Here is a 19868-nt window from a genome sequence, read left to right on the forward strand (position 1 = left end):
CGTATACGATTTACTCACTGTCAATAGAGTGTTTTTCTTTTCTATCCTCCATTCTATTTTCACCATTTACGGGACGAATACCTGAACTATTGGTTTTTTGACTTTCACTTTTAAGTGATTTTTTCTTCTTTCCACTCTTATCTTCAACTCGTGATTTAAGCTTTTCAACCTTTCTCCTTAATAAAATCTTTTGCTTTAAAGTCGCAAAATTGTAATTGTATTTAAAGAAAATATATCCGAGAATAATTACGACGGAGACCAACATAATTACCATTCCTAAATTTTTGGCCGTACTTCCCAATACGATAAATAACATAACGAAAAGAAGATTAAAACAACCGATTATAAAACTCGCCTGTTTATGGGAAAGCCCCCAATAATCAATTAAAACATGATGGGTATGATTACGGTCGGGAGAAAATGGGCCTTTCTTGTTGGCTATTCTAATAGCAAATACCCTTGCCGTATCAAATAAAGGAACAATTAGGATACTAATAGCAATCAAGGGTGCATTTTCCAATAAGAACGGAAGGTCTGTATATGCCACTGGTCTTAATGCCAAAAATTTTAGGGTTAGTACACTAATAATAAAACCGACTATCAAAGAGCCGGTATCACCCATAAAAATCTTTTTATCCGAGGATAGGTTAAACCCTAAAAAAGCCATTAAACTTGCATTCATGGTAATACTAACCAAAGCAAAAAAATACTCCTCTGTCATGTAAAAAATGGTAGTATAAATCACCATAATCACCATACCTACTACAGAGGCTAATCCATCAATTCCATCAATTAAATTGTAGGAGTTGATAATGGTCAACATCATAAAACCTCCAATAATTAGATAGAGATAATAAGGTATTTCATTGATGTTAAGGAAGCCATTTAGGGAATGTATGGTGAAACTGGGATTGGTCAAAACGAAAATTATGGCAAATACTTGAGCCAAAAGTTTCGTTCCTGGAGAAATAACTACCAAGTCATCCTTCAGCCCCATAATAAAGAGAATGGTTAGACCAGGTATTATATGCATCACCTCATCATAAATGTCGCGCCCCCTAATAAAAAATAGTGCCAGGACCAAAGTGTAGAAAAATGCCACACCACCCAAGGTAGGGGTTCTTGTGGAGTGGGAACTCCTTTGGTTGGGATCGTCCATCAACCGTTTATATTCCACAACCTTAATAATCTTAGGTATGGTCAAATAGGTTAAAAGAAATACCCCTATAAATATTAATATGGCGGTCTCTAAGAAAAACAAGAGTCTATATTTTAATCAAAAATAGTAAAACTAAACACTCTTTTAACATTAATTCCCCTAGTATCTAGACAAGGGCTTAGGGCAAGATAAGTCTAGCTATGGAAGAAGTTCTTTAAAAACCTCCATATAATCCTGTGCCAACTTGGCATAAGTAAGGTTTTCCACAACATACTCCCGACCATTGATTCCCAACTGTTTTCGGTCTAAAATCAAAAGCTCTTTAAAAAGTTCTATTTTATTTTTTATGTCTTTTGGGTCTTCCGCATTAGAAATCAAACCACACTTAGCCTCCTCTATTATATTTCCAGGTATGTTACATGACATTAAAATAGGGGTTTGCGAATACATATACTCAAACAATTTATTGGCCGAAACCCCATACTTATAAAGTTCCAAATCTCTCCAGCTGAGATAAAGCATATCGCATTTTTGGTAAAAAGACATTAAAAACTCCCGTTTTACGGGGTCTAAAAACAGAATGTTCCCATTTTCCTTTGCCTGCTGGACCAAGGCTTGCTTTTCACCTCCCTCACCTACCATTACCAAATAACAATTAGACCCCTTAAACCATTTATTAAAAGTTTCTATTATGTATTCCATGGCATTGGCCTTGCCTAAAGTTCCCGCGTAACCAATCACCAAAGCACCTTCTTGTAACCTAGTTCCATTAAAATCCCACTCATTGTTTTTTTGATTGTTGGCAAAACCCTTTAGGTCAATTCCGTTGGAAATCCATTTAAACCTAAAACTTTTGTTACCCAAAATGGACCTGATGTGTTGGTCAGAATTTTTTAAGACCGATACTACGTAATCCGCATTTGAATAACATTTATGCTCTAGATGGGAAAGTAGTTGAATAAACAGGCTGTTTTCGGAATAATTACCGATACTCTTTGGAGTTAGCGGCCATAAGTCCCTAGTTTCAAATACAAATTGGGTCTTTCTAAAAAGTAATTTAAAGAAAAGCACATTATACACAGGCAACATGGGAGTTGAGGAGAGAATAATGATATGGGGTTTAGGTAACTTCATTAAAGGGGCAAAGAAAAGCAGTACAAAAAAAAGTCCCCAGTTAATAATCCTTACTATACTGCTAGAGGACTCATGTGAAAAACCCTTTATAACCAACGTTCTAATCTTACCTTGAACAATTCTCATTAAACCCTTTAACGGCACTTTCCTTTTGGGGTTATGTGAAAAGGAAGAGGTAATCATGGTAACATCATAACCATTTTTAATAAATTCTTGACCAAGGGTAAAATGCCTGCTATGACCATTTTCACTTAGATCTGGCGAAGTTAAGTGTTCATTGATAATCCAAATGTTATTTTTAATTTTTCCCATAAATCAAAGCAAAAGCAAGCTTGAAAAGCGTTGAACTACGTTATTTATAGTCTACAAGCGTATTTATTATTTTTTTCGCCGTATCTCCCATACCATATAAGTTTTCCTTAAAATCAAATACAATATTCCTTAAATCAGTATATGTGTTCACAATGGTTTTTTTATTTGGCCCTACAAAAAAGTTTACCCCATTCTTCACCAGCTCTACCCATTCCGTTTCCTCACGAACCGTAATACAGGGCTTTTTAAAGAAAAAAGCTTCCTTTTGCAAGCCTCCGCTATCGGTAATGACACAAGTGCAGTTCATCAACAGCCAGATCATCTCAAAATAGCCCAGAGGCTCCAATATTTGGATATTTTTATTGACAACAATATTAAAATCCTGAAGCTTGTTAACGGTTCTTGGATGTAATGGCAAAACCACCTTTTGTTTTTGGGCTATTTTCGCCAAGGCTTCAAAGACAGCAGTTAGTTTAACCTTATGGTCCGTATTCTCTTGCCGATGAATGGTAGACAATACAAAACTTTCCGTTTCCACCACATCATTAGGTCGTACAGCCTTATCTGTATAATAAAGGGAAGCATCGTACATTACGTCGCCTCATTTAGCGCATTATATTCTTCTATTGCCCTGCTTACTACGGCCGCTTTTACAAATTGGGGCCTAGCACCTAAAATTGTAAGTATCTTCATTATAATTTAGTCTCGGTTAAGTAACAATAGAACTCATTTAAATAAATGGCGTTCTCTTCTTAAAATAAATGGCATTAAGATAGCATAAAACATGATGCCATTGTACCTAACAAGTAGGGACTCAAAGGCCATAATAATCACAAAAGTCAACAACATAGCAAGGACAAAAGGCTCCCCTACAGCCTTAAACAATAAATACCCCAAAGGAAAAATTAAAATAAAAAAAGTCAAAATTCCAGCCTGAAGCCATGTTTGAAAATATTGGCTGTGGGCATTGTACTTATTTTTAACCAAAACGAGATAAGAATTTTTCCTGTATTCCTCGAACAACTCATTATTAGCATCTCCGATCCCATACCCAACTAAGGGACTATGTTTAATTAACTCTAAACAGCTTTTATAAATTAAAATTCTAGATTGCTCCGAAGTAGTATAGTTAAAGTTCTCTTTTTTCCCAAAGTCAACAATTCTTTCATAAAAAGTTTTAACTCTAGGATTTAAAAGTACCATAAGAATTCCGGAAAAAACAATAAGGGCGGTCATTGTATTCTTCCATCTTCCATTACCTGAATGAATAATATACAAGAAAATGTAAACCGCAAGAATCATTAGTGCAGCCCTAGAAGAAAGGAGGAACAAACTAAAAAGTAAAAATATCATTATGACATAAAAAAAACTAATGCGGGAATAAGAAAAATAAAGCAAACTAGTTAAGATATATAAAGACAAATAAGTGGGGTGTATAGTTTTGGCAAATCTTGTCCCGAAAAAGTGGTTGCCTCCATGGTTAAAAGACTCATAAAAAGAATAACCTCCTTCAAAAGAAGAATCAAAAACAAGAGATCCATCCACAATACTGAGAGAATTAGAAAAGGCATAAAATAAATTGATAGCCATGGAAATTAATATGCCAAACAGGAGCATAATAAATAGTCTACGTACAATTCCTTTCTCTTCTTCAATAAACAAAAAAATAATTGGAAAAATAATTAAAGGAAGCATTCTAACAATTAAATCACTTCCAGTTTTTAAGTTTTCCGTATAGACCAAACTTACCCCCGTTAATAAAAACAGTAAGGGTAAACACAAAAAAACTAAGTCTTTTTTCTTTAACCTATTTTTTTTTAAAATTATCTGAACAATTCCTAAAAAAGCAGAAGCAACAAAAAAGGGAGTAGAAATGTTCACCCCTATGGGGAGCAATAAAAAGCCTAAGGAAAGTAGATTCCAAAAAAAATCCGGAAGAGAACCGTTACCTGTTCTAACCAATAATTTTCTCATATATTTCATGATGTTTTCCTGCAACATTTTCCCACCTAAAAGAACTTGACAGTTTCACGGCAGACTTACTCATCTCATTATAGTTTTCTATAATATACTCAATTGCTCTACTAGTTTCGTTTACATCATTAGGAGGCACGGCAACTCCAGTACTTAAATTAGGAAAAAAGCCATCTACCGCTTCGTCTTTACAGAACACAATTGGTAAGCCTTGACTAAGAGCCTCAATATATACCAAACCGAAGGTTTCTTTTATAGAAGGCATGAGAAAAATATGGCAATCATTGAATATTTGAAAAAGTGAATTAAAATCATTTATTCGGCCCCAATATTTCACATTTTCATTGAAAAGGATCTCTACTTTCTTTAGAAAAGGTCCGGACCCCACAATATCCAAAGTTGCCAACGTTTTCGATTTAGAATTAAATAGGTTCATTGCCTTAATAACAATATCCAATTTCTTTCTCTCGATAATTTGGCCAACGTACAATAGTTTAATAGGTTGAGACAATTCTTTGGTCCTGGATTCAGTACTGAACCATTTATCATCAATGGCATTGGGAATGACGGCCACTTTACTCTCAAAATTTTTAAAAAAGGAACTTAAATATTTCTCCTTAAGAAGGTTTACATAAGTTGGGTTGATAAAAATAACTCTCTCCGCGGATTCCATTATTTTATTTCCAAACCTTCTTTCGTAGACCATAAGTCTAAAGAAGTAAAAAAGGTCCGTTGCGCGAACATTAACAACATATGGGATGCCAAACTCTTTGTTAAGCAAGTACGCAACCCCTCCATCGCTAAACAAAAAATGGGCATGAACCAAACCAACAGATTCTATGTCTACCTTCGATAATAAATCTTTATAAATGATTTGTATTTTTCTTCTGAACCTAAGCTTAAACAGAAGGTTATTTTTTAGTATGTGCGAGTAATGATATTCACTATTCTCTATACTTTCATCCCTATTTCCATTGATTTGATCTGCATTTCTAACTGGCACATATATAATTTGTCTATATCCCCGCTCCGACAGCTTACTGACCAAGTTTACGTATATCTTCTGTATTGAAAAAGCACTGGAAATTTGTAATAGTTTATCTCGCATAACTTCTATTCAGAAAAAGATAAGCAAAAATAACAAAGAACACCAACCCATGAGTTAACAATAGTGTAGTAAAAAATGACGTGTTCATGTAGTATATGTAAACAAACACTAGCCCAAAAAATATAGGGTTCATTTTTATTTGTTTCAAAAGAAGAAAAACAAACCCAATAAACAGCGAATGCAACAAAACCCCTATGTAACCCATTGAAAAATAACCCTCGGTTATCAACCCCACATTGGCGTTCAATCCTTCCTTCTGCAAAAGAACCTCTCCCACATAATAGTTAGGAGTCTGCTCTAAAGGATATTTGAAAAACAAACCGCCTATTGAATTATGGCTCCAAAACGTAGGGTTACTGCCAAAATACGAATAAAAGGTATTATCCATCCTTGCTGGCGTAAATAAAACTCTTCTAAGAAAAGAGTTGACTAAGAATGTATTATCCGAAACTAAGAAAACTATCAAACCTAAAAAACACAATCCGAAAAAGAGATAAAGCAAATTATGGAGTTTATCTAGGTAGTTTCTTCCTTTAAAGAAAAATATGGCAGCAATCATACCGATAAATATACTTTTTAATGCACCCACCAAGAAGATAAAACTAATCATAAACACCCCCAATAAAACTAGCCACCAGTTTTTGTTCAAAAGACCGATAATCAATAAAGACGGCAGTATAACTCTAGAAAGAGGAGCGCTCAAATAACCGAAATAGCTATCTTGAATCCCTCTAAAATACAATCTTGTTTCATAAACATCCGATAACATTAAATTTCTATAATTTACATGCGGTAAATACTTTATGAAGATTGGCACAAACAAAATAACCGAGATTAATAATACTATTGTCAGCATTTCTCCCTTAAGGCGTATTATCTTAAATTCCATTCGAAAGAAAGAACACGAAAAAAGTACTAGCAACAGAATTGCATTGGAGGCCATCGGTTGTATTAAACCGTCATTAAACTGATAGTAAATTACCTGTCCAAAAAAATAGAGAATGAATATAACATGCCAAATAGTATAAAAAAAATCTCCTTTGACCTTGGTTCCTATTATAACCATAGGGATAAAAAAGAACCAACCTATTATTACTTTACCGATAAGTATATCATGGTCATGCCCCATATAACCATACATGTCCTTAATTATAAAAACATAAACGCTGGTTATAATTATGAAGGTTATTGATTCTAATAATAAAACACTCCTTTTGTTATGTTTGAGCGGTATTTTCAACTTGATATCTATAGGATTGATGTATTATTAGTACTCCGTAAACGACGTAAAAGAAAATTAGAATTATAGTGTATATCCACAAATATTGCTGAATTGAAAAACCCTTTAAAAAGAAAAGGTAAAGAATAGCCGCGAATTTTGCTAACTCCCAGAGCGAATTTACCTTAAATTTCTTTAAGGCAATTAAAACCTTTCCCAAAGGAGAAAATACTAATATTACAGCCGACGCATAAACCAATGTTTTAGCATATTGGCCCGATTTTTCCCAGCCTTCACCACCAATTAAAGTAAATACCCTCTCCCCAAAAAACTCTATGAATAGTATAAACAAACTTGAAACAAAAAATAATAACCCCATTACGGAAAGAATTAGAGGCATAATTTTTTTTCTCCTATTCACTAGATTGCTTACCCTTTGAAATACCACTTGTGAAATTGCTACAGAAACAAAGACGGAAGGCACGGACAGAATTCGCTGTGTAAATTCTAGATACCCCACCTCAACAATATCAAAGTTGTCTAATATCAAAAAGGTTAACGCCCCTGTAACAAACGTATTTAGAACATTTGGTATAAGTGTATATATGGGCAGTTCCCTATATTCTACAAAAACCTTTCTCAACTTTTTTTGGTTGAGTATTTTAAATCTGCTAAGCTTGTTCGCCTTCCAAAAGGCGAATAATCCTTGAACAAAATTTCCTACAGCATCTCCTATCACAAGTCCATCAGTGCTCCTTAATTCCCCTAGCGCTACTTGAGTGCCTCCTTCCGTAAGTCTTCTTGATAATTTACTGGTAGATGAAAGCATGAATTTGCGCCTACGGACCAGATATAAATTAAAAACATTAAATACTGCGTAGAAGAAAGAACTTAATGGAAGAAGGTATAAAGCGGCTAGTGTAAGGCCTTCAAGACCAGCTAAAAACTCATCCGCAAAAAATAAGATTAAAAGACCCAATACGAAAGCTACCAGTAAACTTAAAAAAAGACAGAGATAAACAATGTGTTTTGCATCGGTGTCTTTTTTTGGAAGTAAAATAGCATTCTCATATTTAAAACAAGATAGGGCAACCAAAATGGAAAAACATTTTAAAAACACATCATAAGCACCAAACTCTTCAGGAGTAAAAGTGCGTTTTAAATACGGTTGCAAAGCAAGTGGTATGGCACTTGCCGCAATAATTCCCAATGATAGTATAACAACATCCTTAGAGATAGATAAAAACGAGTTCAGCTTCTTACTTTTTTCCATCAAGGAATAATTGCATATTAAGTACTACACTGTAAAATATGATAGCCATGATAAGATTTTTGACTAAGCTAAAACCTTTAATCCATCAAAAACCCGGAAACAAAGAATTTTTCCTATTCCAGAAACCTATGATACTCCCCTTTTAAACCAACTGGTTTGGCGGCCCTAATATCATGTACAATTTCAATGGCGGTTCTAGCAGCATCCACCCCATACCCTTTTCCGGCCAAAATATCTTTGTAAACCATGGTATGCAGATCGGTAAAACCACCACTGAATTCCAACTCTTCACCGTTAATGGTAATGGACCGGAAGGTAGTTTGCCCCTTTTCCTTTACCTCCTTCGGTAAATAGGCAGCATTGATGGAAAGGAACCATTTTACTCGAGCATTTTCAAATTCTAAATAACCTGCCGCTCGATCATCTTCATGAACATGTACAATGTTCTCTTGGACATCTCCAAAAATCCATGATAGCATATCGTAAAAATGTACTCCGATGTTGGTGGCTATTCCACCAGATTTTGCTTTATCGCCCTTCCAGGAGGTGTGGTACCAATGGCCTCTTGAGGTCAAATAGGTCAAATCGACTTCGAACTTGGTGTCTTTAGGGGCATTTTTGACCTTTTCCCTTAAAGCAATAATACTGGGGTGTACCCTTAATTGCAAAATGCAAAAAATATTCTTCCCGGTTTTTTCTTCAACGTGTTTTAGTTTATCTACATTCCAAGGATTCAGAACCAATGGCTTTTCACATATGGCGTCTGCGCCACTTCTAAGGGCAAAGCGAATATGTGCGTCATGTAGGTAGTTGGGGGAGCAAATACTCACATAATCTAAATATGTATCCTTTTCGTATTTCAACTTCTCAATATGACGGTCAAAACGCTCAAATTCCACAAAGAAATCCGCATTCGGAAAGTATGAATCTATGATTCCGACACTGTCGCCCTTATCAAAAGCGGTCAATAGATTATTTCCGGTGTCCTTAATAGCTTTCATGTGTCTGGGTGCAATATATCCTGCAGCCCCAATCAGTGCGAAATTCTTCATTCAACTAATTCTTTTAGGTTGGTAGTTATATATTCTATTTCTTCTTTTGTCACGTACGGATTCATGGGTAAACTCATCACTTCAGCCGCACACTGTTCGCTAACGGGAAAATCTCCCTTTTTGTATCCTAGATAGTCAAAACATTCTTGCAAATGCATCGGTATAGGGTAGTGTACCGCAGTGGGAATGCCCTTTTCCCTTAATGCTCCTTGAATTTTCTCTCTCTCGGACACCCTAATGGTGTATTGTGCCCATACTGAAGTTCTATCTTGCAATACTTCCGGGGTTTTGACCACTTTCGCCAATTTTTCGGAGTATTGTTCCGCTATCTGCTGCCTTCTTGCAATGTCTTGCTCATAGTAGCGCATTTTAACATTCAAAATAGCCGATTGTAAGTTGTCTAGTCTACCGCCCATGCCTATATATTTATGGGTGTATCTCTTTACCTGACCATGTACGCGCATGGCCTTCATTTTTTCATAGAGTTCGTGATCATCGGTAAAAATTGCACCACCATCTCCAAAACAGCCTAATGGTTTTGCGGGGAAAAAACTCGTACACCCAATAGTTGATGCAGCACAGCTTCTTTTTCCTTTATAGGTTGCACCAAAACTTTGGGCAGCATCCTCGATTACCGCAAGGTTATGCTTGGTCCCTATGGCGTTAATTTCATCCATATCGGCCATTTGACCATAGAGAGAAACCGGCATGATAGCCTTGGTTCTTTCCGTTATCGCACTTTCTATTTGCGAGGCATCTATGTTAAAGGTCGTTTCATTAATATCGACAAACACAGGTTTCGCGCCCAGACAGGCAATGGTTTCCGCTGTTGCAATAAAAGTAAATGGCGTGGTTATAATTTCATCACCACCTCTAATTCCCAAAGCCATCATTGCAAGTAAAAGCGCGTCTGTACCGGAAGATACTCCTAGAGCGTGTTTTGTACCAGTAAATTGCGCCAAGCTACTTTCAAGTTCCTCGGTTTCCTTGCCCAAAATATAACGGGCAGAGGACATCACTTCCTGGGTTACCGAAAGGTATTCTTCCTCCCTTTCCTTGTAGGCTTTGGTTAAATTAGCAAAATCTATGTTCATTATTTTGTACGTGTTACCTTATTATCTACCAATTGGTATTCTTGCTTGCTTTCAGGGCAAACAGCCATACCCTCTTCGTTAAATTGCAAACGATGACCATACTCACCAACCCATCCTATTTGTTTGGCCGGATTACCGACTAAGAGTGCGAAGGCCGGTACATCTTTGGTTACTACGGCACCTGCCCCTATAAAGGCATATTCCCCTATATCGTTACCACAAACTATTGTAGCGTTCGCTCCTATGGAAGCCCCTTTTTTTACGATTGTAGATGCATACTCCCCTCTTCTATTAATGGCGCTTCGCGGATTGATTACGTTCGTGAATACCATGGAAGGACCCAGAAAAACATCATCTTCACAGGTAACTCCGGTGTAAATGGATACATTATTTTGAACCTTTACGTTGGAACCCAATTTAACATCTGGAGAAACCACTACATTTTGACCGATATTACACCTTTCACCTAATTCGCAGTTGGGCATTATATGGGAAAAGTGCCAAATTTTTGTTCCTTTTCCAATAATACAACCATCATCAACAACTGCTGTTTCGTGTACGAAGTAATCTTGCTCTGACATCGATACTATTTAATGTTCTGATTCTAAAACGCTGTAAACTGGCCTACGAGCAAAAGTACGATAATTCTTTACTTTTTGAACCTCGGTCTTTTCTAACAGTGAATTCTTCTTTAATATGTCAATCGCAAAAGAATACCAGGTGTGTTCTACGCCGTCTGTAAAATGTTTGAGTCCATAATCGGTACTGCCTAATATTATCAGGCTTAAAATATACTTCGCCAAATTATCGGCATGGGTGGGGCAGCCGGTTTGCGCATCGGTTATGGATAAAGGCTCTCCTTTTTGGGCCTTTGCCAATATAGTTTTATAAAAATTATTTCCAAATTCGGAGTAAAGCCAAGAAGTGCGAACTATAAAAAACCTTTTCATTAGAGCCCTTACTTTAACTTCGCCTTCTAACTTAGAAGCTCCGTAAACATTAATAGGGTTGGTCTTATCTAAAATCGTATACGGTTCTCCTTTCGCCCCGTCGAACACGTAATCCGTGGAAATATGGATTAAAATAGTGCCATTAGCTTCGCATTCTCGGGCAATATTAGCTGTACCTTGAGAATTTACAAGAAAAGCCTTTTGAGGCTCTCTTTCTGCTATTTCAACGTTCGTATAGGCCGCACAATTAATACAATAATCAAATTTGTTATTAGCGAAAACTTCGGCAATACTATTTTCATTAGAAATATCCAGCTCGCCCGAATTTTTAAAATGAAATTCAATTTCGGGATAATCACCCTGGAGCTCTTGAATACTCTTGCCTAATTGCCCATTAGCCCCTGTCACCAATACTGATAGCATCAAAATAAGATTTTAAAGTGGGTAGTTCTTGGTCCTTTGATGAAACTATGGCATCATTCATATCAATCTGCCAATCTATTTCTAATTGTTCGTCCGCATAAAAAATACCCGCTTCTGAAGAGGGGTGATAATAGGCATCGCACTTATAACTGAACACAGCCTCGTCACTTAGAACAACAAAACCATGAGCTATACCTTTTGGCATAAAAACCTGCTTTCTGTTTTCTTCTGTAAGGGTAAACTTAAGATGTTTACCAAAGGTGGGGCTTTCCTTTCTAATATCTACCACTACATCCAAAACCTTTCCTTTAATCGTCTGCACAAGTTTAGCCTGTGCAAATTCACCCTTCTGAAAGTGTAGACCCCTAATGACATTTTTTGTAGATACGGATATATTGTCTTGCACAAAAGAAACATTTAATCCGGTAGCATTTTTAAATTTCTCGTGATGAAAAGACTCGAAAAATTGTCCGCGTTCATCTGCAAATACTTTTGGCGTAACTACAAAACAACCTTCTATTTCTGTTTTTTCAATTTCCATCAAACCTTTATTCTCTAAGTAGGTTAATCAAATATTCCCCATAACCGCTTTTCATTAAGGGTTCGGCCAGTTCTTTGAGTTGAGTTTCATCTATAAAGCCCATTTGATAGGCCACCTCTTCTATTGCACCGATTTTAAGTCCTTGCCTTTCCTCAATTACTTGAACATACTGCGACGCTTGCATAAGGGAGGTAAAGGTTCCCGTATCTAACCAAGCGGTTCCCCTATCCAAAACAGACACCTGTAATTTCTCTTGTAATAAGTAATGTTTATTGACATCGGTAATTTCTAGCTCACCTCTATTGCTTGGCTGAATTTGCTTCGCAATATGGACCACCTCATTATCATAAAAATAAATGCCAGGTACAGCATAGTTTGATTTTGGCTTGCTCGGTTTTTCTTCAATACTAATGGCCTTTCCATTCTTATCAAACTCCACTACCCCATAGCGCTGGGGATTCTGCACGTGGTAGGCGTAAATGATGCCCCCTTCGGGGTTATTGTTCTGTTGTAATAGGGAAGCCAATCCCGACCCATAAAAGATATTGTCTCCGAGAATTAAGGCCACTTTATCATTCCCAATAAACTTCTCCCCGATAATAAAGGCCTCTGCAAGCCCATTGGGCTGCTCTTGCGCAAGGTATTCGAATGCACAGCCATAATTGCTACCATCGCCTAAAAGTTCTTTAAATAAATCTAAGTCTTTTGGAGTGGTGATGATTAAGATTTCCCTTATACCCGCAGAAAGAAGAGTTGCCAAAGGATAATAAATCATTGGCTTATCGTACACAGGCATCAATTGCTTGCTTACTGCCATTGTAAGAGGGTATAATCTTGTTCCGGAGCCTCCTGCCAGAATGATTCCTTTCATAAATTCGCCCTTTGAATTTCTAATTTATTTTCTACAAATAGATTCTCAATTCTCTAGATACCAGGTGACCGTTTGTTTTATTCCGGCGTCAAAACTCGCTTCGGGTGTCCAACCTAGTTCGTTCTTCAGTTTCTTTGCATCAATGGCATACCTAAAATCGTGACCCGGTCTGTCACTCACAAAGGTAATGAGTTCTTCGTAAGTCCCTTTTTGTCTAGGCTTTATGTGGTCTAATAGGGTACAAATAGTCTCAGAAATCTGAATATTATTCCTTTCATTATCGCCCCCAATGACATAGGTTTCACCGCTTTTACCTTTGTAAAAAATCGTATTCAAGGCAGTACAATGGTCGCGAACAAAAAGCCAATCCCTAACATTTTTTCCATCGCCATATATTGGGATGGGTTCTTCCTTTAGCGCTTTGCGGATAATGGTCGGAATCAGTTTTTCTTTATGCTGTTTCGGCCCATAATTGTTACTACAATTGCTGATGACCACGTTGAGTCCGTAGGTGTGAAAATAACTTCTAACCAAAAAATCGGAAGCTGCCTTCGAAGCACTGTAAGGGCTGTTGGGACGGTACGGACTTTCTTCAGTGAAGTACCCCGTTTCTCCTAAACTACCATAAACCTCATCGGTTGAAATATGCAAAAACCTGTTTTGTGATTGACCACCGGTATCATGATGGGTTAACCAATGTTTTCTGGCGGCTTCTAAAAGTGTAAAGGTGCCATTTACATTGGTTTTGATAAAGGCATTCGGATTTGAAATAGAGTTATCGACATGTGATTCGGCCGCAAAATGAATAACACCTTTAAACCGATACTTATTGAAAAGATTATCAACCAACTCTTCATCACAAATATCACCCTCTACAAAAAAATACCGTTCATTATTTTCAACTTCTTGCAGGTTATCCAAATTACCTGCATAGGTAAGTTTATCGAGGTTTACCACATTTAATTCGGGATGTTCACCAAGAAAATACGGAATAAAATTGCTCCCTATAAATCCTGCCCCTCCTGTAATTAGATAGTAACTATTAGCCATGCACCCTTTATTGAAGTTCGGCTGCTTTTTTATTAAGGAACTTAATGAACGATAGAATAAAGAACAAGCCTATCAATACAAGGGGAATAATTACATAAGTATTATTAAAAAGCGGTTTTCTCACTTTTTGGGTCTTCCCCATATTCAAAACGCTCAAAAGATTTTTTTGTTCGGATAGTTCCATTCGCTTCTCTTCGATTTCCTTTACGAACCTATTTTTTAAAGTAAGCAAAGAACTTATATTCAATGCACTTTCATTTTCTAATATTACAGATCCTGGCGCCTTCTCAAGTTGCTTATTATTTAATGTCTTTGAGTAATTGTTTACAAGATTATCGATTTGCCCAATTAACATGGTGTTCTGATCAATTCTAAGCTGAGCATTTTCCCGAAAGGCCGTTATGACTTCTTTGAAATAGTTGTTTTTATTGATATAATCCAACATTTTCTGGGCTATTACACCACCATTTTGGGCATCAATGTAAGTAAAGGTTATTCTATGGGCCACAATACTTTTTTGCGTAAGAACGCTTCTCATAATATCCACGGCAAAACTTTCTTCTTTAAAGCCCTGAAGCAATTCTAAGTACATCAAATCTTGTTCCGCATCTTCTTTTGCTTCTTCGGGATCGGTAATGGGTGCTATCTCAATTTTAAATCCGTCAAGATCATTAATATCAATCCCCATTTGGCTAAAAAAGACGGTGTCTTTTGCATAAATATTAGCCTGAATTTCGTCGATTACATCGTATACATAATCTTTACTTTCAAAATTAGGTCTGACGATGGTCTCTGTCTTCAGCTTTTTATCTACGATTTTAGTAAGCAAAAAACCAACAAGAACACCTACTACTACCAAGCCTATTAATATCAGCATATTTTTCTTCAGATATAGGAATGCGTAAAGAAACACATTACCGACTTTTTTGAAGCCATTACCGATCAGCTTTAGCAGTTGCCCTAAATCAATTTCATCTGATGATGTGTTCTTAACAGGTTGGTTATCCGCCATTTGTTTATGAATTAAATATTTGCCCTAAAATTTTGTCCGTAATTAAATAGGTGGGTTTTACCCCGGTAGTTCCCAGCCCTCCGGAAGCCAAAGTACTTCCTGTCACCAAGGGATTGTCAGAGGCATAATAAGCATATCTCACCTTCACATCCTCGCTTATGCTTTTTCTTATTTTGGAGGCGGATTGTATGGCTTTTTGATAGTGTACGCCCTCCATTTCCAGACCGATTACATTCCAGGTTGAATCATGGAAAAATGATAAAATATCCTTGTTCTGAAGTGAAGTTCCTAATACGGTAACCATGGTTCCTTCAAAAACTTTGAGTCCGTGGCCCTTAAAATCCTCTGCACAAAGTTCATTCTTAAATGGATAGTTGTCTGCTGTTCCTTCAAACATATGGGCAGACGGTATCATTAGATCACCTTTTCCTCCATCCAAAATCCCTGCTTTCCCCATTATGGATATGGACGCTATGTTCATAAAAACAGCATCTTTACCATCAATCGTATACGGTTTTAAAAGTTCGTCTATGGTTTCAAAAGCCTGCTCTCCAAAAGCATAATCCATGACAAAAATTACAGGTTTTTCGCTTTCAGGAATGTCTGTATCAAGTTTATAACAACAGGCATCATTCGTCATTTTCGCCGTATCAAAAATTTGAACATCAATACTGGTTCCAGAATAGTCATCAATAGCAATCATACCATTCTTTTTCGCCAGAGCACTAACCTTTTTCCTAAGCGAACCGTTGGATGCCGAGCTTAAAGCCTCGTAAATCTCAAGACTACCCTTTTTTGGAAATTCCTTACCAAGTGCCTTTTTGGCAAAAAGAGAATTCATAACACTGTGCATATTGGCACTTATAATATGAATGGGTCTTGAAAGAATATTGTTTTTATACAACGTTTCTTTGATGGTATTGGCCCACCTTTCTCCGTGAATATGGTGACCAAGTCTCTCGCGCAGTAAAAGGCTAAAAGTAATTGCTCTCTTTTCTCCGGTGATTTCCTCTTCAATGGCCAATTTCCCCAACCAATAGACAATTTCCAAAAAGCGCTCCGGCTTTTCATCGGTGGAAAAATGGTTATGCACGGCCATTACCTCTACAAATGATCTTCCCAAGATATTTGCCGTATGTATAAGGGCTACCTCCCTCTCCGCTTGGATAAGCTCATCTTTGTTAACGGCCTCCTCCAACTTGGTCCAATCCCTAATAGTTTTATGGGTGTCCTCGATTAAAACCTTTTTACAGATTTTATCGGATTCTATGAACAAAAAAGTAAGATGGGTAAGAATATCATAAATATCTGAACGCCCCCGGGTAATTTCAATGTTCATCTGCTCATCGTCTATACGATAGCAATTACGCCTTCTTTTGGGAGGTACAATAGGCTCAAAATGCGAATGACCATATCCCTCATCCGAAGTTAAATTGATAAACCTACATTGTTCTATCCCTTCGGGAAGTCTTTCAAGAACATAGGTTAGACCACTAAGTTCTGCCTTGTCTTCTGCAACGGAGCCATAAATTTCAGGGCGTAATTGTAGAAGAGCATCCTTTAAAGATTCTCCAGAAACCCCATTTGGTTTGTAAAAACCACGGTTAAACAAATGGCGCATGGTGATGTACAAACGCTCAATGGCATTGGTAGATTCTTGAGCTCTGGTGGTTGTATTGTTATTGCCCATAAAAGAATTTCGCACAAAATTACAATTATTGGTTTACATATGTGCGGTTGTCATAAAGCTTTCAGAATATTCGTTCGCCCGAAATAAGGAAGCTGATTTCCATAACGAAAAATAAATATAAATATTCTATATGGTATTTATTCTTTGAATTCCGTAAGCTTATCAGCCACGCTACGATCATTTGACAATCTCTGCACTTTGTTCTGTCCCCCTAGTTTTCCCTTTGATTTCATGAACTCATGGAAGCCACCAACTTTAATGGCGGTAATCTTTAACAACTGCAAAATATTACCTTCCATCAAATCATAATAATAGCTGTTCTGTTTTTGAAGGGATGCATCTAACGTTGCAATAAATTTCTGCATATCCGTAGGCTTTTTTTCAAATTCAATAAGCCATTCGTGATAGGGAAGCTCGTCTCCTTCAGGGGTGATTTGTGGCGCCACCGTAAATTCATTTATTTGTGCATCGGTAGCGGCAATTGCTTGGTTCATGGCCTCCTCTACTTCTTTTGCTATTACATGCTCGCCAAAGGCGGAAATAAAATGTTTGATACGCCCGGAGACAATAATTTTATAGGGATTCAACGAAATAAACTGAACGGTATCTCCTAAGTTGTATGCCCAAAGTCCGGCATCGGTAGAAATAATCATGACATAGTTAACACCCATTTCAACCTCTTTTAAGGTTATTCTCTTGGGGTGCTCTTCAAAAAATTCATCCGCTTTTACAAACTCGTAAAAAATTCCGGAATTTAATAACAACAGCATGCCTTTTTCCTTTTGGGAGTCTTGATAGGCAAAGAAGCCTTCGCTTGCCGGAAACAGCTCTATACTATCTACTTTTCTACCAATGAGCGATTCAAACTTGGCCCTGTAGGGCTCATAATTAACACCGCCGTAAATGAACAGTTGAAAGTTTTTAAATAACTCCCCCACCTTTTTACCTGATGTATCCTGCAGCTTTTCAAAATACATTTGCACCCAAGACGGAATGCCCGCAATTACGGTCATGTCTTCCTTTATGGTTTCTTGCACTATGGTATCTACCTTGGCCTCCCAATCTTCAATACAATTGGTTTCCCAACTGGGCAACCTGTTTTTTTGAAGGTAATTGGGCACGTAATGTGCAGAAATACCGGATAACCTTCCTAGTTTAATTCCATTTTTCTCTTGCATCTCCGGGCTCCCTTGAAGAAATATCATTTTTCCATCAACAAAATCGCTATTGCCGGTTTCATTGATATAAGTAAGAATAGCATTCCTACTGGCCTCAACCTGGTTTTTTATGGAAGATTTGTTAAGCGGAACATACTTAGCACCAGAAGTCGTTCCAGATGTTTTGGCAAAATAAATAGGCTTACCCGGCCATAGAATATCTCTCTGCCCCGCAACCACCTTCTCTACGTAAGGCCTCAATTCTTCGTAATCCCTAATAGGGACCTTAGCAATGAAATCTTCATGCGAGGTAATTTCAGAAAAACCATGGTCCTTCCCAAATTTTGTGTTTGATGCCGTTTGAATCAGCTGTTTAAAAACGGCGTTTTGTGTCTCAATTGGCCGAGATTTCCATTGCTCGGTTTTAGCAACCACATACTTTGCAAACAATTTGGCAGCAAATGATTTTAAGGACATTTAAATCTGAATTTTAATTGGGGATTAAAATATATCGAATGGTATAAATTAGAAGTCGATATAATCAAGGGGGTTAACGGTATTACCATTGCTCCAGAGCTCAAAATGCAAGTGTGGCCCCGTAGTGAGTTCTCCTGTATTTCCTACGGAAGCTATCACTTCCCCGGCCCTGACCACGTCTCCTTGAGCTTTACTTAATGAACCATTATGTTTGTATACACTTAGCAAACCATCTTTGTGTTCAAGAATAATAACATAACCGGTATCTGCCGTCCACTCAGAAAAAATAACAGTACCGTTTGCCACGGCTTTTATTGGGGTATCTGTTGGAGCGGTTACATCTACTGCAAAATGTTTTTGTTCAACGTTGTACGTATTGGATATTTCTCCATTTAAAGGAGGAAACAATACTATTTCCGCGCCCCCGGTGTTTCTTTCAAAAAGATTGTATTTATCTTCAAGAGCCACCTCGGCCCTAAGTACCGAATCTTCCCTTATTGGGGTCAAATCAATGCTGTTGGGGTCCAGTTTAAACTGTTCCCTTAGAGAATCCATATCAATTTCACCGCTCTCAATTTCACCTTTTAAAACTTGTCTAATACTCTCTAAATACCTATTGGTATTATTTAGGTTGGCTACTAGAGAATCCGTCTTGTAAGTTAAATCCGTGGCCTGCTTTTTAAGCTTTGTAGAAGAATAGCCCGGAATATATTCTCGCAAGGAGGTAAATGCAATGAGCAGGGTGGTTAGTGCAATTAAGCCAATGATACACAGAGAGCCCGTTACAAAAACATTTAAACGACTAAGTTTAAAGGAGATTTTTTCTTCAAACGTACTCTCGTTTAAAATGACCAAGCGATACTTGTGCAGTAGCTTTCTTTTAATTTCCTTTCTTTTCTTGACTTTCTTGGCCATAATACACAAATATACGGATGGAATACAATTCTTGGTCTTATGTATCCCTTTTTTCTATCATAGCAATTTTGATATTGGTTTCTCCTTATGAGTCTAAAGATGAAAGATATTTAATTAACATCTCCATTGATAGATTTTTATTACATTTGTGATTCAATTAAAATGCGATTATGACAGCTTTACAGATATTTTTGGCTATAGGCCCATGGCAAATTGCCATTGTTGTGTTGGTGGTTCTTTTGTTGTTCGGAGGAAAGAAGATACCTGAGCTCATGCGCGGACTTGGTAGCGGAATAAAAGAATTTAAAGATGCCTCAAAGGAAGATGAACCTGTCGAGGACAAAAAGGAATAAATCTTCTACAAAAAATAGTTGCGAACCCTTGGCTAACACCAAGGGTTTTTTGTTGCCTACCTTTAAGCTACCGGGAAACCTTTCGGTACAATTTTGTCGGACTT

At 37.2% G+C, this 19868-nt stretch carries 19 protein-coding genes; 1 reads left to right on the forward strand and 18 read right to left on the reverse strand.

What is annotated here, in order from left to right:
* Positions 1-10: 10 nt before the first annotated feature.
* The 18 genes from IL355_RS02025 to IL355_RS02110 all read right to left on the reverse strand — a co-directional run bounded on the left by IL355_RS02025 (position 11) and on the right by IL355_RS02110 (position 19411).
* On the reverse strand, positions 11-1261 hold the full coding sequence (locus IL355_RS02025; protein ID WP_192460529.1) for a glycosyltransferase family 4 protein: 1251 nt from the start codon (positions 1259-1261) through the stop codon (positions 11-13).
* A gap of 96 nt (positions 1262-1357) precedes the next feature.
* Positions 1358-2605 (reverse strand): glycosyltransferase family 4 protein, encoded by a 1248-nt coding sequence (locus IL355_RS02030; protein ID WP_192460530.1) that lies wholly within the window; start codon positions 2603-2605, stop codon positions 1358-1360.
* Positions 2606-2645: 40 nt separating this feature from the next.
* Positions 2646-3197, reverse strand: coding sequence for a UDP-N-acetylglucosamine 2-epimerase (locus IL355_RS02035; protein WP_192460531.1), 552 nt, complete (start codon positions 3195-3197; stop codon positions 2646-2648).
* Positions 3198-3331: 134 nt separating this feature from the next.
* On the reverse strand, positions 3332-4579 hold the full coding sequence (locus IL355_RS02040; protein ID WP_192460532.1) for an O-antigen ligase family protein: 1248 nt from the start codon (positions 4577-4579) through the stop codon (positions 3332-3334).
* On the reverse strand, positions 4560-5687 hold the full coding sequence (locus IL355_RS02045; protein WP_187456479.1) for a glycosyltransferase family 4 protein: 1128 nt from the start codon (positions 5685-5687) through the stop codon (positions 4560-4562). Before IL355_RS02045 ends, IL355_RS02040 begins: the two co-directional genes overlap by 20 nt.
* Entirely contained in the window at positions 5677-6828 is a 1152-nt protein-coding gene (locus tag IL355_RS02050; RefSeq protein ID WP_192460533.1) for a hypothetical protein, read from the reverse strand. Before IL355_RS02050 ends, IL355_RS02045 begins: the two co-directional genes overlap by 11 nt.
* Before the next feature lie 76 nt (positions 6829-6904).
* The gene (locus IL355_RS02055; RefSeq protein ID WP_192460534.1) at positions 6905-8179 is read right to left on the reverse strand and encodes a lipopolysaccharide biosynthesis protein; all 1275 of its coding nucleotides are present in this window, start codon (positions 8177-8179) and stop codon (positions 6905-6907) included.
* 113 nt (positions 8180-8292) lie between these two features.
* Positions 8293-9231 carry a Gfo/Idh/MocA family protein gene (locus IL355_RS02060; protein ID WP_192460535.1) on the reverse strand — a complete coding sequence of 313 codons (939 nt, stop codon included), beginning with the start codon at positions 9229-9231 and terminating at the stop codon, positions 8293-8295.
* Positions 9228-10325 (reverse strand): DegT/DnrJ/EryC1/StrS family aminotransferase, encoded by a 1098-nt coding sequence (locus IL355_RS02065; protein ID WP_192460536.1) that lies wholly within the window; start codon positions 10323-10325, stop codon positions 9228-9230. The genes IL355_RS02060 and IL355_RS02065 overlap by 4 nt, the downstream gene beginning before the upstream one ends.
* Complete coding sequence (locus IL355_RS02070; protein ID WP_192460537.1) at positions 10325-10906, reverse strand: acyltransferase; 582 nt, start codon at positions 10904-10906, stop codon at positions 10325-10327. Before IL355_RS02070 ends, IL355_RS02065 begins: the two co-directional genes overlap by 1 nt.
* 9 nt (positions 10907-10915) lie before the next feature.
* Positions 10916-11698 carry a dTDP-4-dehydrorhamnose reductase gene (gene rfbD / locus IL355_RS02075; RefSeq protein WP_192460538.1) on the reverse strand — a complete coding sequence of 261 codons (783 nt, stop codon included), beginning with the start codon at positions 11696-11698 and terminating at the stop codon, positions 10916-10918.
* Positions 11670-12239, reverse strand: a complete 570-nt coding sequence (gene rfbC / locus IL355_RS02080; RefSeq protein ID WP_192460539.1) for a dTDP-4-dehydrorhamnose 3,5-epimerase — start codon at positions 12237-12239, stop codon at positions 11670-11672. The genes rfbD and rfbC overlap by 29 nt, the downstream gene beginning before the upstream one ends.
* Positions 12240-12246: 7 nt before the next feature.
* Positions 12247-13110 carry a glucose-1-phosphate thymidylyltransferase RfbA gene (gene rfbA, locus IL355_RS02085; protein WP_192460540.1) on the reverse strand — a complete coding sequence of 288 codons (864 nt, stop codon included), beginning with the start codon at positions 13108-13110 and terminating at the stop codon, positions 12247-12249.
* 45 nt (positions 13111-13155) lie between these two features.
* A complete protein-coding gene (gene rfbB / locus IL355_RS02090) occupies positions 13156-14160 on the reverse strand; it encodes a dTDP-glucose 4,6-dehydratase (RefSeq protein ID WP_192460541.1) in 1005 nt (334 codons plus the stop codon).
* A 7-nt stretch (positions 14161-14167) separates the two neighbouring features.
* Positions 14168-15172 carry a hypothetical protein gene (locus tag IL355_RS02095; protein WP_192460542.1) on the reverse strand — a complete coding sequence of 335 codons (1005 nt, stop codon included), beginning with the start codon at positions 15170-15172 and terminating at the stop codon, positions 14168-14170.
* 4 nt (positions 15173-15176) lie between these two features.
* Complete coding sequence (locus tag IL355_RS02100) at positions 15177-16862, reverse strand: DUF6909 family protein (protein WP_192460543.1); 1686 nt, start codon at positions 16860-16862, stop codon at positions 15177-15179.
* Positions 16863-16999: 137 nt separating this feature from the next.
* Complete coding sequence (locus IL355_RS02105; protein WP_192460544.1) at positions 17000-18496, reverse strand: GH3 family domain-containing protein; 1497 nt, start codon at positions 18494-18496, stop codon at positions 17000-17002.
* 48 nt (positions 18497-18544) lie between these two features.
* Positions 18545-19411, reverse strand: coding sequence for a M23 family metallopeptidase (locus IL355_RS02110; protein ID WP_192460545.1), 867 nt, complete (start codon positions 19409-19411; stop codon positions 18545-18547).
* A gap of 170 nt (positions 19412-19581) precedes the next feature.
* Between IL355_RS02110 and tatA the strand changes: the two genes are divergently transcribed.
* On the forward strand, positions 19582-19764 hold the full coding sequence (gene tatA, locus IL355_RS02115; RefSeq protein WP_187456494.1) for a twin-arginine translocase TatA/TatE family subunit: 183 nt from the start codon (positions 19582-19584) through the stop codon (positions 19762-19764).
* The last annotated feature ends 104 nt before the right edge of the window (positions 19765-19868 follow it).

It is taken from the genome of Euzebyella saccharophila, assembly GCF_014855495.1.
In the GTDB taxonomy this organism is placed as follows: domain Bacteria; phylum Bacteroidota; class Bacteroidia; order Flavobacteriales; family Flavobacteriaceae; genus Euzebyella; species Euzebyella saccharophila.